The organism is Streptomyces sp. NPDC001020, assembly GCF_053599115.1.
Map to the genome: position 1 here is coordinate 1 of NZ_JBSFLQ010000036.1, position 14,803 is coordinate 14,803.

Here is a 14,803-nt window from a genome sequence, read left to right on the forward strand (position 1 = left end):
GCCGCTCGCGGCGTTGCCGAAATGTCCTAGTAGCTCCGCTACGAGGACCTTCCGGCGCCTTGCGATCGACCGCACCGGACGCCGCTCCTTCACCCACTCCCCATTGCCCCCAGGTCGTAAGCTGGACGACATGGCCTACGAGATTCCGGTGACGCAAGCCAGGGCTGAGCTTGCCGATCTGATCAACCGTGTCGTGTACGGCGGCGAGCGTGTCGTCGTCACGCGGCACGGGAAGCCTCTCGTCGCCCTGGTCTCCGCCGCCGACCTCGAGCGGCTCGCCGAAGTCGACGCCACGGAGGAGCAGGTGATCAGCTCGGTCTCCAGCGTCCGCGAGGTGGCCCCGGTGCCGCGCGAGCGACACCGCTTCGGCATCGCCGCCGAGCACCGAGGACCCAACGCTTCCTGACCACGACGTTCGGGAGACCGGGCCCCGGTGCCATGCCCGGTCGGCAACTCGCGTCCTCCTGCGATGACGACCACCGCGCCGTCTGCGGTCCAGTCCTCGATGGCGTCCCGGGCGGTGGCCTCGTCGGCGTAGCGATGGATTTCGAACGCACCCTCGTACTGCGGGAGTTGCCGCTCCCGGCACGGGTCGTGAACACGACCGCCGATGGGTTCGCGGCGCGGATGGTCCAGTCCGGCGACACGCCCCCGAAGGTGCTTTCCAAAGGGGCTGCGGGCGTTGACGAACGTACGAGACCCCGAGGTCGGAGAATCGCGCTGAACCCCGAAGCAGTTGATCCCGACATGAGAACGGTGCTCCGGCGACTCGCCGTCGTACGACCTGGCATGGCCGGTCTCCGCACAGCGGGCGGCCGTTGTATGCCTATCAGATTGGTAAAGAAGCCAGGTCGCCCTCTGTTCCGGTGACCGCACAGCAGAAAGGATCCCCCTGTACCAATCGCAACGATGTGCGGGGAGGTCCCACTTGAGGGGCATCAGATCGACGAGACGGGCGACCGCGCTCGGTTCCGCGGGGGCGCTCGTCTTCGCCACGCTGATAGCCGGCGCCATGGCCGCGCCGTCGGCCGCCGCCGACGCGGGCCAAGGCCAGGACAGGGAGGCGCGCGGCACCGCGATCGCCGCCGAGCGGGCCGCCAAGGCCGGGATCGACTGGCAGGACTGTCCGGCCGGCTGGGGGCTGGCGAAGCCCATCCAGTGCGGCTGGGTCAACGTTCCGCTCGACTACGCCCACCCGGATGGCAAGCAGATCAAGCTCGCCGTCGACCGCATCGGGAACACGGGCACCCAGGAGGAGCGCCAGGGCGCCCTCGTCTACAACCCGGGCGGCCCCGGCGGCTCCGGGATGCGCTTCCCGACCCGGGTCACCAACAAGAGCGCCGTCTGGGCCAACGCGGCGAAGGCGTACGACTTCGTCGGCTTCGATCCGCGCGGTGTCGGCCACTCGACGCCCATCTCCTGTGTCGACCCCCAGGAGTTCGTGAAGGCGCCCAAGGCGGACCCGGTGCCCGACTCCGAGGCGGACAAGCTCGCCCAGCGCAAGCTCGCCCGTGAGTACGCCGAGGGCTGCCTCGAGCGCACCGGCCTCGCGATGCTCCAGCAGATGACCACGCCCAACACCGCGCGCGACCTGGACGTCATCCGTGCCGCGCTGGGCGAGAAGAAGCTCAACTACCTGGGCGTCTCCTACGGCACGTACCTCGGCGCCGTCTACGGCACCCTCTTCCCGGACCATGTGCGCCGCATGGTCGTCGACAGCGTGGTCAACCCCTCGCACGAGAAGATCTGGTACCAGGCCAACCTCGACCAGGACGTCGCCTTCAACGGCCGCTGGAAGGACTGGGAGAACTGGGTCGCGGCCAACGACGCCACCTTCCACCTGGGCACCACGCAAGCGGCGGTGGAGGCGAAGTGGCTCGAACTGCGTGCCACCGCGAAGAAGAACCCCATCGGCGGCATCGTCGGCCCGGCCGAGCTGATCAACTTCTTCCAGAGCGCGCCCTACTACGACTCCACGTGGGTGTCGATCGCCACCGTCTTCAGCAAGTACGTCGCCGGTGACACCCAGGCGCTCGTCGACGCCGCCGCGCCCGATCTGTCCGACACGGCCGGGAACGCCTCCGACGAGAACGGCAACGCCGTCTACACGGCCGTCGAGTGCACCGACGCCAAGTGGCCCACGAACTGGCAGAAGTGGGACCGGGACAACACCCGGCTGCACAAGGACTACCCGTTCATGACGTGGGCGAACGCCTGGATGAACCTGCCGTGCGCCACCTGGCCTGCCAAGCAGCAGACCCCGGTGAACGTGAAGACCGGCAAGGGCCTTCCGGCCGTCCTGATCGTGCAGTCCACCCGTGACGCCGCGACGCCGTTCGAGGGCGCGGTCGAACTGCACCAGCGCTTCCAGGGCTCCCGCCTGATCATCGAGAAGGACGCGGGCTCGCACGGCGTGACCGGTCTGGTCAACCCGTGCATCAACGACCGGGTGAACACCTACCTGCTGACCGGCAAGACGGACAGCGCCGACGTGACGTGCGCGCCGCACGCCACGCCGAAGCCGTAGGTAACCGGCAAGCAGGAAAGGGGCGGCCGGATGCCCGGCCGCCCCTTTCGCGTGCGTTCGGCCGACTGCTCCGCCCTGGCGAGCAAGGCCGCTTCCAGACAGGCGGCGTGCTCGGGCGTGGTGGTGCCGTCGGCTGTGGTCCGACAGGGGCCTTGCGGAGCTGCCCCCTCAAAGACGGTCGTCGTCTTCCGGTTCGGAAGGGGACTCGTCCGCCGGACGGCCGCGCTGCTGTTCCTCCTGCCGGTGCTGGCGTTCCTGTCGTGCCTGCTCCTGGGCGCCGAGGGTCTCCTCGGTCATGTCCCTGATATGGCCTGAGTCGTCCACAAAGCGATCACTTCTCCGGTCGATCATGTCGGCTCACTCCTCGATGACGGAGATGGGGCCGTTACGCCCCTGATCAGCGTGGCACGAGTCGCATTTCTGTGCATACCGGTCAGGTGGGTGCTGTGACGTGCGTCAGGCTCCGTCTGCGGAGGGCGCGACCGTCTCCGGTCTGCTCGCTCTCGTCTTCTTGCCCGGCGTGACGGGCAACGCGGTCGCCGACCGATGGACGGCTGACCACGAGGCCCTGCAAGGTGGAGCAGCCCCTCGGATGCCGACGGGCTCGGCATCCGGGGCCACCGGTCCGGACCGGCCCCGGATGCCGAGCCTCTCACGCAGCCAGCACCTTCTCCAGCGCCCCCAGCGCCGACCCCAGCTCCTCGCCCGTGACCGTCAACGGAGGCGCGAGGCGGACGGTGGAGCCGTGGGTGTCCTTGACCAGGACTCCCTCACGCATGAGGCGCTCGCTGATCTCGCGGCCCGTGCCGATCGCCGGGTCGATATCGACGCCCGCCCACAGCCCGCGCGCGCGGAAGTCCACGACGCCCTTGCCGACGAGCGCGGCGAGCCCGTCCCGCAGCACCACGCCCAACTCGGCCGCCGTGCGCTGGAACTCACCCGTCTCGAGAAGGCCGATGACAGCCGAACCGACCGCCGCCGCAAGGGGGTTGCCGCCGAACGTCGACCCGTGCTCGCCAGGCCGCAGCACACCCAGGACGTCCCGGCCCGCGACGACCGCGGACACCGGCACGATTCCGCCGCCGAGCGCCTTGCCGAGCAGCAGGACGTCCGGTACGACCGCTTCGTGTTCCACCGCCAGGGTCCTGCCCGTGCGGCCGAGGCCCGACTGGATCTCGTCCGCGATGAACAGGCATCCGGCGCGGCGGGTGAGGTCGCGGACACCGGTGAGATAGCCGTCGTCGGGGATGATCACGCCCGCCTCGCCCTGGATGGGCTCGATCAGCACGGCGGCCGTCGTCTCGTCGACGGCCGCCTCCAGCGCGGCGAGATCGTTGTAGGGGACGATCCGGAAGCCCGGGGTGAAGGGTCCGAAGCCCGAACGGGCCGTCTCGTCGGTCGAGAAGCTGACGATCGTCGTCGTACGGCCGTGGAAGTTATCGGCCGCCACCACGATCGTCGCCCGGTCGGCGGGCACGCCCTTGACCTCGTAAGCCCATTTACGGGCCACCTTGACGGCGCTCTCCACCGCCTCAGCGCCCGTGTTCATCGGCAGCACCATGTCCAGGCCCGTCAACTCGGCCAGGGATTCGGCGAATTCGGCCAGCTGGTCGTTGTGGAAGGCGCGGGAGGTCAGGGTCAGACGGTCGAGCTGACGGTGGGCCGCCTCGATCAGCACGGGGTTGCGGTGCCCGAAGTTGAGGGCCGAGTAGCCGGCGAGCATGTCGAGGTAGCGGCGGCCCTCCACATCCTCCACCCAGGTGCCCTCGGCGCGGGCGACGACCACGGGCAGCGGATGGTAGTTGTGTGCGAGAACCGGCTCCTCGGCACGGATCAGCTCGGCGGACGAACGGGTAACGACGGGTGCGGTCATGGACGGATCTCCTGGGTGCAGCACTTGATGCCGCCGCCGGCCTTGTGGAACTCGGAGAGGTCGACGGGGACGGGGACGTATCCGCGGAGTGCGAGCCGGTCGGCGAGGGCGGTCGCCGTCGGTGCGATGAAGACGTGCAGGCCGTCCGAGACGGAGTTGAGGCCGAAAGCCAGGGCGTCCTCGCGGGTGGCGAGTACGGCGTCCGGGTACAGCCGCGCCAGCACCTCGCGGCTCCCCGGAGAGAACGCCTCCGGGTAGTACACGATGTTGTCGTCGTCGAGGACGAACAGCGCCGTGTCCAGATGGTAGAAGTATGGGTCCACCAACTGGAGGCTGATCACCGGGACCCCGAAGAACTCCTGCACCTCGCGGTGCGCCTCCCACGTCGTACGGAAGCCGGTGCCGGCCAGCACGTACCGGCCGGTGGGGACCAGATCGCCCTCGCCCTCGCACACCGACTCGGGACGGTGGACGTCGAAGCCCGCCTCCTTGAACCAGGTGTCGTACGCGGTGGACTCCGGGCGGCGTTGCGGGGCGTGGAAGAGCGAGCCGAAGACCCGTCCCTGAAGGACGAGCGCGGAGTTGGCCGCGAACACCATGTCCGGGAGATCGGCCACCGGCTCCACGCTCTCCACGGTGTGGCCGTGGGCGCGGTATGCGTTGATCAGCGTCTGCCACTGGTTCTGGGCGAGATCGACGTCGACCCGGGTGTCGGGGTGCATCCAGGGATTGATCGCGTACTGCACGGCGAAGTGTCTGGGTTCACAGACGAGGAAGCGCCGCAAGCGCGGCACACGGCTTTCAGGCACAGAAAGGCTCCTCCACTTCCTGCGGTGTCGGTTGGGAATGACACCACGGTAGGAAGCGGAGGAGAGGGGCGACAAGCGGCGAAAGCTGCGTATGCGCGCAGGATCGCTGCGTTGTCGCCGAGGTCAGCGCACGTCTGCTGCGTCCCCCGGCGGGTCCTCCGGTGCGGGATGGCTGGCGCCCGCTTCCGGGCTCTCCGGGAGGAGATGGGTCAGCACCATGTAACTGACCGTCTTCCGGATGAACGGCTGGGTACGGATCCGCTCCAGCACCTCCTCGAAGTGCTCCACATCCGTCGCCCGCACGTGCAGCAACGCGTCCGCGTCGCCGGTCACCGTCATCGCCGCGGTGATCTCCGGGTGGTCGCGCACGACTTGCGCCAGCCGCCGGGGCGGCGCCGCGCCCTCGCAGTACACCTCGACGTACGCCTCCGTACGCCAACCCAGTGCCGACGGCTTCACCGTGGCCGTGAACCCGGTGATCACGCCGGTCTCGCGCAGTCGGTCAACGCGGCGCTTGACCGCGGTCGCGGACAGCCCGATCGTCGCGCCGATCTCCGCGAAACTACTCCTCGCGTTCGCCGTCAACGCTGTGATGATCTTGCGGTCGAGTTCGTCGAACGCGGTCGGCCTGCTGTTCATGCGGGCACTGTAACCACAGCCACGCCACCACCGTATCCAGCGAGAACGTCCATGCCCGACGCATGTCCAGACGTGCGGATTGCTCCTACACTCCACGTTCATGCTGCGCGCCCTTGCCGTCGACGACGAACGTCCCTCGCTCGAGGAACTCCTCTATCTGCTGAACGCGGACCCCCGGATCGGCAGTGCGGAGGGCGCGAGCGACGCGACCGAGGCGCTGCGCCGCATCAACCGCGCCCTGGAGTCCGGCCCCGACGGCCCCGACGCCATCGACGTCGTCTTCCTCGACATCCACATGCCCGGACTCGACGGACTGGAGATGGCCCGGCTGCTCACCGGCCTCGCCCGGCCGCCGCTGGTCGTGTTCGTCACCGCCCACGAGGGCTTCGCCGTACGGGCCTTCGACCTCAAGGCCGTCGACTACGTCCTCAAACCCGTGCGGCGCGAGCGGCTCGCGGAGGCCGTGCGCCGCGCCGCGCACCTGCGGGATGCCGCACCCCTGATCACCGTGCACGAGCCCGATCCCGACCACATCTGTGTCGAACTCGGCGGAGTGCGGCGGTTCGTGCCGGTCGAGGGCATCACGCATGTGGAGGCACAGGGCGACTACGCCCGCCTGCACACCCTCCAGGGCAGCCACCTCGTCCGGATCCCGCTGTCCACCCTGGAGGAGCGCTGGCGCTCACGCGGCTTCGTCCGCATCCACCGCCGCCACCTCGTCGCACTGCGCCACATCGATGAACTCCGCCTGGACACGGGTGCGGTGAGCGTCCTCATCGGCCCCGTCGAACTCCAGGTCAGCCGACGGCACGCCCGCGAACTGCGGGACCTGCTGATGCGCCGGACCGCGGGGCGGTGAGGTCGATGCCCCAGGACCCCAGCGAACGCCGTGTCGTCGTCACCGGGCCGCCCCGGCGCCCCCTCCATGCCTCCGGCTACTACCGGCCCCGTACCGAGATCGACGAACAGACCACGCTCGGCCACACCTACGTCCGCTCGCTGATGCGCAGCCAACTCAAGGCGGCACTGGCCGTGTTCGCCGTACTGGTGCTTCTGGTGGGGCCCCTGCCCCTGGTCTTCGCCACCACCCGGCACAGCGGCCTGCAATGGGCCGTCCTCGGCTTCTGCCTCTTTCCGCCGCTCGTCCTGCTCGCCCGCTGGTACGTACGCCGTGCCGAGCGCAACGAGCGGGACTTCGTCCGCCTCGTCGAGGACCGCTGAGGCGCGAGCATGAACCAGAACTACGCCGTTCCCGCGGTCGCTCTCGTCGTCCTGGCGACCGTCCTCGTCGGTGCCTTCGGCCTGCGCATATCCCGCACCACCTCCGACTTCTACGTCGCCTCCCGGACCGTCGGCCCCCGCCTGAACGCGGTCGCGATCAGCGGCGAGTACCTCTCCGGCGCCTCTTTCCTGGGCATCGCCGGCCTCGTCCTGGTCCAGGGCCCCGACATGCTCTGGTACCCGGTCGGCTACACCGCCGGCTATCTGGTCATACTCCTGTTCGTGGCCGCCCCGCTGCGCCGCTCGGGCGCCTACACCCTGCCCGACTTCGCCGAGGCCCGGCTGGCCTCGCAGCAGGTCCGACGGCTCGCCGGAGCCTTCGTCCTCGGCGTCGGCTGGCTCTACCTGCTGCCCCAACTCCAGGGCGCCGGGCTCACGCTGGCCGTGCTGACCGGGGCACCCGACCTGCTCGGCGGGATCATCGTCGCGGTCGTGGTGGTCGCGACCGTCGCCGCGGGCGGTATGCGCAGCATCACCTTCGTCCAGGCCTTCCAGTACTGGCTCAAGCTCACCGCCCTGCTCGTCCCCGCGCTCTTCCTGGTGCTGGCCTGGCAGGGCGACGGTGCGCCACGCCGGGCCTTCGCCGAGCCGGTGACCTTCCGCGAGCACCGCGTCGTACGGATCGACGACAGCCTCGACCTGACACTGGCCCGCCCGCTCGGCGTCACGGCGACGGGCACCATCGACGGCCGGCGGTACGCGGGAGGGCGCGTGAAGCTGGACGCCGGCACGCACCGCATCGAACGCGGCACCCGGCTGGCCTTCGCCCAGGGCGACCCCGTCCCCACCGCCGACCACGGCAGCAACGGCGGCATGTCGACCTCGCTGGTGTCCGGCCGCCGCGAACGCCCGCTGTACGCCACCTACGGACTGATCCTCGCCACCTTCCTCGGCACCATGGGCCTGCCGCACGTCGTGGTCCGCTTCTACACCAGCCCGCACGGTGTCGCCGCCCGCCGCACCACCGTTGTCGTGCTCGGTCTGATCGGCGCCTTCTACCTTCTGCCGCCGGTCTACGGGGCCCTGGGCCGGTTGTACGCCCCGGACCTCACCCTCGCCGGGGACGCCGACGCCGCCGTGCTGCTGCTGCCCCAGCGGATGATCGGAGGGCTCGGCGGGGACCTGCTCGGCGCGCTGGTCGCGGGTGGGGCCTTCGCCGCCTTCCTGTCCACGGCGTCGGGGTTGACCATGGCGGTGGCCGGTGTCCTCACGCAGGACGTGCTGCCGTCGCGGGGCGTCAGGCACTTCCGGCTCGGCACGCTGATGGCGATGGCGGTGCCGCTGGCGGCGAGCGTGCTCGTGGGCGGGCTACCGGTCGCCGACGCGGTGGGCCTCGCCTTCGCCGTGTCCGCGTCGTCGTTCTGCCCGCTGCTCGTGCTGGGCATCTGGTGGCGGCGGCTGACCCCGCCCGGGGCGGCGGCCGGGATGCTGGTCGGGGGCGGCTCGGCGTTCGTGGCGGTGGCGGCGACGATGGCGGGCTGTCCGGTCACCGGCACCCTGCACGCCCTGCTCGCCTGGCCCGCGCTCTGGTCGGTGCCGCTCGGGTTCCTGACCATGGTGCTGGTGTCCCTGGCCACGCCGGGGCGGGTGCCGGCCCGGACGGCGGCGATCCTGGCACGGTTCCACCTACCCGAGGAACTGCGGGCGGAGGTGAAGGCATGAGCGGGTTCCTCGCCGGCCTGTGCGTGGCCGTCCTCCCTCTGCTGGCGGCCGGTTTCTGGGCCGGCCGGCGCACCGCGCGCCCGGAGAGCCTCGGTGGGCTCGGCACCCCTGTCGAGCACGCCACCTTCCAGACCCTGCACACCGCCTCTCTGGCCGCACCCCCGCTGCGCGGCGGTCTCACCGAGGAGACGGCCCGCAAGTCCGCGCGGCGGCTGCGCACCCTGCTCGGTACGGACGCTCTGTGTCTCACGGATCGCGAGACCGTGCTGGCCTGGGACGGCGCGGGGGAGCACCATCGCGACGAAGTGCTGGAGCGGCTCGCCGGCCCATGGGAGACCGGCCGCGGCGAGGCCTTCCGCCTGCGCTGCGACGCACCGGACTGCCCGCTGCGCTGGGCCGTCGTCGCCCCGCTCACCGTCGACGACCGGGTGCACGGGGCGCTGGTGGCGTGCGCGCCCCGCGAGTCCGCCGTCCTCGTCCGGGCCGCGGGCGAGGTCGCCCGGTGGGTGTCGGTGCAACTGGAGCTGGCGGATCTCGACCGGTCCCGTACGCGGCTCATCGAGGCCGAGATCAAGGCGTTGCGCGCCCAGATCTCCCCGCACTTCATCTTCAACTCACTCGCAGTGATCGCCTCGTTCGTGCGCACCGACCCCGAGCACGCCCGGGAACTCCTGCTGGAGTTCGCGGACTTCACCCGCTACTCGTTCCGCAGGCACGGCGACTTCACCACGCTCGCCGACGAACTCCACGCCATCGACCACTACTTGGCGCTGGTGCGGGCCCGCTTCGGCGACCGGCTGTCGGTCACCCTGCAGATCGCGCCCGAGGTGCTGCCGGTCGCCCTGCCCTTCCTCTGCCTCCAGCCCCTCGTGGAGAACGCGGTCAAGCACGGCCTGGAGGGCACCGTCGACAAACGGCACATCAGCATCACCGCCCAGGACGCCGGCGCCGAGGCCCTGGTCGTCATCGAGGACGACGGCGCCGGAATGGACCCCGTGCTACTGCGCCGCATTCTTGCCGGAGAGGTCAGCCCGTCGGGCGGTATCGGCCTGTCGAACGTCGACGACCGGCTGCGCCAGGTCTACGGCGACAACCACGGGCTCGTCATCGAGACCGCGATGGGCGCGGGTATGAAGATCACCGTCCGGTTGCCGAAGTACCAGCCGGGAGTGCACTCGGCGGGACGGCTGCCCCGGGAGTGATCCTCAGGTGTCGCCGGAGACCACCATGCCGAGGGTGATCAGGCCGAGAACGGCCCAGCCGAACCACAACCAGCCGTTGCTGCCGAGCGCCACCGTGTAGGCCGTCACCGCGACGAGTCCACCGACGGTGAGGACCCCCATCGTCTTCGTTGAACCAGGCATCGCAACACCCTCCTCAGGGTTCGTTCCCCCATGGTGCCTGGTTCTGCGCACGGTGCACCGGACAAAACCAACATCCGGCGTAGACGGAAGGGGGCTGTCCGGCTCATCAGCCGGACAGCCCCCTTCAAGACCAACGGGATTTCAGCGGTGTCGCGGAACTCAGCGACCCTGTGCGTTGAGCGAGGCGAGATAGGCGTTGTACGCCTCGAGTTCCTTGTCGCCGTTGCGCTCCGCGGCCCGGTCCTTGCGCTTGGCCTGCCGCTCCTCGGAACTGCGCCACTGGAAGAGCAGCGCGAGCAGTACCAGCACGGAGGGGATCTCGCTGAACGCCCAGGCGATACCGCCCGCCGAGGACTGGTCCGAGAGGGCGTCGATGCCGAGCGAGGCGGGCGGGTGCATGTAGGTGCCCACCATCGGCGTGGACGCCATCATCAGGGCGATGCCGAAGAACGCGTGGAACGGCATGCCCGCGAACAGTTCCAGGATCCGCATCATGAAGCCGGGGCGGTGCGGTCCCGGGTCGACCCCCATGATCGGCCAGAAGAACACCACGCCGACGGCGAGGAAGTGCACCATCATCGCGATGTGCCCGGTCTTGGACTCCATCAGGAAGTCGAAGAGCGGGGTGAAGTACAGCCCGTACAGGCTGGCGATGAACATCGGGATCGTGAACCCCGGGTGGGTGATGAAGCGCATGTAGTGGCTGTGCAGCAGCATCAGCAGCAGTTCGCGCGGCCCCTTGCGGCCGCGGCCCGCGGTCGGCAGCGCGCGCAGCGCCAGGGTCGTCGGCGCGCCGAGCAGGATCAGGATCGGCGACAGCATGCTGATCACCATGTGCTGCACCATGTGCACGCTGAACATGACCATGCCGTAGTCGTTCAGCTTGGTGCACATGACGAGCATGATCGTCAGGACGCCGGTGACGAACCAGAGCGTGCGGCCCACCGGCCACTTGTCACCACGCCGGACCAGTCGTGTGACGCCCCAGAGGTACAGCCCGATCCCGAGGAGACAGGTGATGAGGAAGAACCAGTCCGTGGACCATTCCAGACCCCGCCCCAGCGTGAACGGCGGCAGATCCATGTTCATGCCGGGCATGCCGTGTCCGCTGTGATCCATCCGCCAGCTCCTGTTTCATGGGTTATGCGCTGTTTGTCCGCAGCAGAGTAGAACCGCCCCACCAGGGTAGAACCGCCCCCGGTCGCAGCTTCGACCGGGGGCGGTGTGGTACGTCCGTAAGGGATGCGGGGTCTGTGCGACAAGCCATGGACGACCACAGTGGGTGGAGCACCGGCGCTGCGGCGCTCTCACCGCTGTGTCACATGACGCACTCCGCCTCGGCGTACCGTTCCTGAGGAACCGTCTTCAGCGTCTGCACCGCCTGGGCCAGGGACACCATGACGATGTCGGTGCCGCGCAGCGCGGTCATCATGCCGAACTCGCCGCGGTGCACGGCCTCCACGGCGTGCCAGCCGAAGCGGGTGGCGAGGACGCGGTCGTACGCCGTCGGCGTGCCGCCGCGCTGGACGTGCCCGAGGATCACCGGACGGGCTTCCTTGCCGAGGCGCTGCTCCAGCTCCCGGGAGAGCTGGCGGGCGATGCCCGCGAAGCGCTCGTGGCCGTAGACGTCCTTGCCGCCCTCGTCGAAGTCCATCGTGCCCGGCCTCGGCTTGGCGCCCTCGGCGGCCACGACGATCGCGAACCGCTTGCCGGCCGCGAACCGTTCGCCGACGCGGGCGGTCAGCTCCTCGATGTCGAAGGGGCGTTCCGGCACGACGATCGCGTGGGCGCCGGCGGCCATGCCGGAGTGCAGCGCGATCCACCCGGTGTGGCGGCCCATGACCTCCACGATCAGCACGCGCTGGTGGGACTCGGCGGTGGTCTTCAGCCGGTCCAACGCCTCGGTGGCTACGCCCACGGCGGTGTCGAAGCCGAAGGTGACGTCCGTGACGGCGATGTCGTTGTCGATGGTCTTCGGCACGCCCACGATCGGAAGACCGCCGTCGGACAGCAGTCGGGCCGCCTTGAGTGTGCCTTCGCCGCCGATCGGGATGATCGCGTCCAGTCCCAGCTCCGCGACATGGGCCCTGGCCCGCTCCACGCCGTCCCGCAGATGCTCGGGACGGACCCGGGAGGAGCCGAGGACCGTGCCGCCGCGCGCCAGGATGCCGTTCACCGCGTCGAGGTCGAGCTTGAGGTAGTCGCACTCCAGAAGGCCCTTCCAGCCGTCCCGGAAGCCGATGACCTCGTCGCCGTGGTCGACGACGGCGCGGTGCACGACGGACCGGATGACGGCGTTCAGGCCGGGGCAGTCACCACCGGAGGTGAGGACACCAATGCGCATGGACCCAGATACCTTCTCCATGTGGGCCGGGTACCGGACCACGCTGTCCGGATCGATCCCCGCCACCCTAGGGCGGCAAGGGCGGGACCGCACCGTCCGTCCGTCTGCTGGACGCGCCCGCTCAGCTGTGCGGGCGCCCCGACAGACGGGCTAGGGTCTTTCGTTCGGGTCAGGCCGGGCTCGCGGGGTCTGGTGCCGCGCCTCGCCGCGTTGTCGTCGGTTGGCAGGGCTCCACCCTGCCGCCCTCCTCCGCCTTGCGATCCACGAACAAAAGACCCTAGGCGGGCTGCTGTGCGGCTGCGATGCGCTCGTCGCGCAGCGCCTCGTACCAGCGGTCGTCGACCGGCGGCAGTGCGTTGACGTCCAGCGCCAGCTTCAGCAGCAGGTCGGCGATCTGCGGGTTGCGGGCGAGGACGGGACCGTGCATGTACGTGCCGAAGACCGTGTCGTTGTACGCGCCCTCCGTGCCGTCTCCCGTGCCGTTGCCCCGGCCCTGCCGGACCTGCGCGAACGGGCGGGCGGTCGGACCGAGGTGGGTGACGCCCTGGTGGTTCTCGAAGCCGGTGAGCGGCGGCAGGCCCAGGCGCGGGTCGATGTCCCCGAGGACGTCGCCGACGCAACGCTCGCCCTCGCCGCGCACCGAGACCACGTCGAGCAGGCCGAGGCCCGGCTCGCGCTGCCCGAGGTCGTTGACGAACTCGTGGCCCAGGATCTGGTAGCCGGCGCAGACGGAGAACACGATCGCGCCGTTCTGCACGGCCTGGTACAGGTGCCCGTCGCGGCGCAGCCGCTCGGCGGCGAGCCGCTGCGGACGGTCCTCGCCGCCGCCGATCAGATAGATGTCGCCGGAGGTCGGGATCGGCTGGTCGCTGCGCACGTCGAGGCGGGCCACGTCGAGGCCGCGCTGCCGGGCCCGGCGCTCCACGACCAGCGCGTTGCCCTGGTCGCCGTAGGTGCTGAGCAGGTCGGGGTAGATCCACACCAACCGGAGGCTGCTGTCACTCATCGATGATCGTCCTTAGTTCGGTGCGGGGATCAGTTGCCGACGCGGCGTCGCAGGTCCTGGAACGCGGTGTAGTTCGCGATGACCTCGATCCGGCCCGGCGGAGCCTGCTGGACGGCCTGGTCGAGGTTCTCGCAGACCTGGAAGGACTGGTTCGCGACCTCCAGGCGCACGGCGAGGTCCAGCTTCCGGTCGCCGATGACGAAGATCGGGTGGCCGGTGAGCCGCGTGTAGTCGACGTCCCACAGCCAGGAGGTGTCGGTGCCGTCGGCGCCGCGCGCGTTCACGGAGAGGATCACGGGGGTCGGCGGCGGGTCGATCAGCGAGAAGGTCTCCAGCCAGCCGGCCGGGTTCTTCGCCAGCAACAGCCGCAGGTCGCGCTGCATGAACTGGACCACGTCGTAGCGCCCGGCCACCGCCTGCACCTGGTACATGCGCTCAAGGGCGACCTGCGGGGGAACGCCGAAGACGGCGGCGACGGCCGCGGAGCTGGCGGCGTTGGCCTTGTTGGCGCGGCCCGGCAGCTGGAGGTGGATCGGCCAGGCCGAGCCGTGCGGGTCGAGGACGTGGTCGCCGGACAGCGCCCAGCTCGGGGTCGGCCGGCGGAAGCCGCACTCGCCGCAGTACCAGTCGTCGCCCGGTCGCTGCATCACACCGCCGCAGGACGGGCAGGACCACGCGTCGTCCTTCCACATCTGACCGGCGGCGACCCAGACCACGTTGGGAGAGGCCGAGGCGGCCCACACGACCAGCGGGTCGTCGCAGTTGGCGACGATGACGGCCTTGCTGCCCGACAGACCCTCGCGCCAGTTCTCGGCGAGCATCCGGGTTTCGGCGGCGCGGTCGAGCTGGTCACGGGAGAGGTTGAGCAGCGCGATGCACTTCGGGTCGGTGTCCCGGGCGACCCCGGCGAGGTACTTCTCGTCGACCTCTATGACACCGAACTTGGCGTCCGAGCCGCCCGCCAGCGCCGAGGTGATACCGGCGGGCATGTTGGCGCCGAGAGCGTTGGAGACGACCGGACCCGCGGCGCGCAGCGCTTCCGCGATCAGGCGGGTGGTCGTGGTCTTGCCGTTGGTCGCCGAGACCAGGACGACGTCCAGGTGCTGGGCGAGCCGGGCGAGGAGATCGGGGTCGAGTTTGAGCGCCACTCGGCCGCCGATCACCGATCCGCTGCCGCGCCCCGCGGCGCGCGATGCCGCAGCGACCGCCTTGCCCGCGGTCACGGCGAGCTTGGCCCGCGGCGTCAGCGGGTCCGAGTTGCCTGCCATCAGTTCCCGATCCTCCTTGTTACGGCGCGC

The 14,803-nt window shown here is 70.1% G+C and carries 15 protein-coding genes; 6 read left to right on the forward strand and 9 right to left on the reverse strand.

The window, feature by feature from the left end; translation table 11 throughout:
• Positions 1-130 precede the first annotated feature (130 nt).
• The gene (locus ACWDEX_RS28315) at positions 131-406 is read left to right on the forward strand and encodes a type II toxin-antitoxin system Phd/YefM family antitoxin (protein WP_450467057.1); all 276 of its coding nucleotides are present in this window, start codon (positions 131-133) and stop codon (positions 404-406) included.
• 522 nt (positions 407-928) lie between these two features.
• Positions 929-2,527: an alpha/beta hydrolase gene (locus tag ACWDEX_RS28320; RefSeq protein WP_450467058.1), complete on the forward strand. Its 1,599-nt coding sequence runs from the start codon at positions 929-931 to the stop codon at positions 2,525-2,527.
• Between the two features lie 168 nt (positions 2,528-2,695).
• Here ACWDEX_RS28320 and ACWDEX_RS28325 read toward each other — a convergent pair whose 3' ends face one another.
• The 4 genes from ACWDEX_RS28325 to ACWDEX_RS28340 form a co-directional block, all read right to left on the reverse strand.
• A complete protein-coding gene (locus ACWDEX_RS28325) occupies positions 2,696-2,824 on the reverse strand; it encodes a hypothetical protein (RefSeq protein ID WP_450467060.1) in 129 nt (42 codons plus the stop codon).
• Between the two features lie 355 nt (positions 2,825-3,179).
• On the reverse strand, positions 3,180-4,400 hold the full coding sequence (gene rocD, locus ACWDEX_RS28330) for an ornithine--oxo-acid transaminase (protein WP_450467062.1): 1,221 nt from the start codon (positions 4,398-4,400) through the stop codon (positions 3,180-3,182).
• On the reverse strand, positions 4,397-5,209 hold the full coding sequence (gene ddaH / locus ACWDEX_RS28335; RefSeq protein WP_450467063.1) for a dimethylargininase: 813 nt from the start codon (positions 5,207-5,209) through the stop codon (positions 4,397-4,399). The genes rocD and ddaH overlap by 4 nt, the downstream gene beginning before the upstream one ends.
• 123 nt (positions 5,210-5,332) lie before the next feature.
• The gene (locus ACWDEX_RS28340; RefSeq protein ID WP_450467064.1) at positions 5,333-5,848 is read right to left on the reverse strand and encodes an Lrp/AsnC family transcriptional regulator; all 516 of its coding nucleotides are present in this window, start codon (positions 5,846-5,848) and stop codon (positions 5,333-5,335) included.
• Positions 5,849-5,948: 100 nt separating this feature from the next.
• On the opposite strand from ACWDEX_RS28340, the gene ACWDEX_RS28345 reads away from it, so the two are divergent.
• From ACWDEX_RS28345 to ACWDEX_RS28360, 4 genes are read left to right on the forward strand one after another with little or no spacing between them, the layout of a single operon-like run.
• The gene (locus ACWDEX_RS28345; protein ID WP_450467065.1) at positions 5,949-6,707 is read left to right on the forward strand and encodes a LytR/AlgR family response regulator transcription factor; all 759 of its coding nucleotides are present in this window, start codon (positions 5,949-5,951) and stop codon (positions 6,705-6,707) included.
• A 5-nt stretch (positions 6,708-6,712) separates the two neighbouring features.
• Positions 6,713-7,069 (forward strand): hypothetical protein, encoded by a 357-nt coding sequence (locus tag ACWDEX_RS28350; protein ID WP_450467066.1) that lies wholly within the window; start codon positions 6,713-6,715, stop codon positions 7,067-7,069.
• 9 nt (positions 7,070-7,078) lie between these two features.
• The gene (locus tag ACWDEX_RS28355; RefSeq protein WP_450467067.1) at positions 7,079-8,791 is read left to right on the forward strand and encodes a sodium/solute symporter; all 1,713 of its coding nucleotides are present in this window, start codon (positions 7,079-7,081) and stop codon (positions 8,789-8,791) included.
• Positions 8,788-9,993, forward strand: coding sequence for a sensor histidine kinase (locus tag ACWDEX_RS28360; protein WP_450467068.1), 1,206 nt, complete (start codon positions 8,788-8,790; stop codon positions 9,991-9,993). Before ACWDEX_RS28355 ends, ACWDEX_RS28360 begins: the two co-directional genes overlap by 4 nt.
• A gap of 3 nt (positions 9,994-9,996) precedes the next feature.
• On the opposite strand, the gene ACWDEX_RS28365 is transcribed toward ACWDEX_RS28360, so the two are convergent.
• The 5 genes from ACWDEX_RS28365 to ACWDEX_RS28385 form a co-directional block, all read right to left on the reverse strand.
• Positions 9,997-10,155 carry a hypothetical protein gene (locus tag ACWDEX_RS28365; RefSeq protein WP_450467069.1) on the reverse strand — a complete coding sequence of 53 codons (159 nt, stop codon included), beginning with the start codon at positions 10,153-10,155 and terminating at the stop codon, positions 9,997-9,999.
• A 159-nt stretch (positions 10,156-10,314) separates the two neighbouring features.
• Entirely contained in the window at positions 10,315-11,274 is a 960-nt protein-coding gene (locus tag ACWDEX_RS28370) for a cytochrome c oxidase assembly protein (protein ID WP_450467071.1), read from the reverse strand.
• A 199-nt stretch (positions 11,275-11,473) separates the two neighbouring features.
• Positions 11,474-12,499, reverse strand: a complete 1,026-nt coding sequence (locus tag ACWDEX_RS28375; RefSeq protein WP_450467073.1) for a 6-phosphofructokinase — start codon at positions 12,497-12,499, stop codon at positions 11,474-11,476.
• Positions 12,500-12,776: 277 nt separating this feature from the next.
• Entirely contained in the window at positions 12,777-13,505 is a 729-nt protein-coding gene (locus ACWDEX_RS28380; protein WP_450467074.1) for a type 1 glutamine amidotransferase, read from the reverse strand.
• Positions 13,506-13,534: 29 nt separating this feature from the next.
• A complete protein-coding gene (locus ACWDEX_RS28385) occupies positions 13,535-14,773 on the reverse strand; it encodes a MurT ligase domain-containing protein (protein WP_450467075.1) in 1,239 nt (412 codons plus the stop codon).
• Positions 14,774-14,803 lie beyond the last annotated feature (30 nt).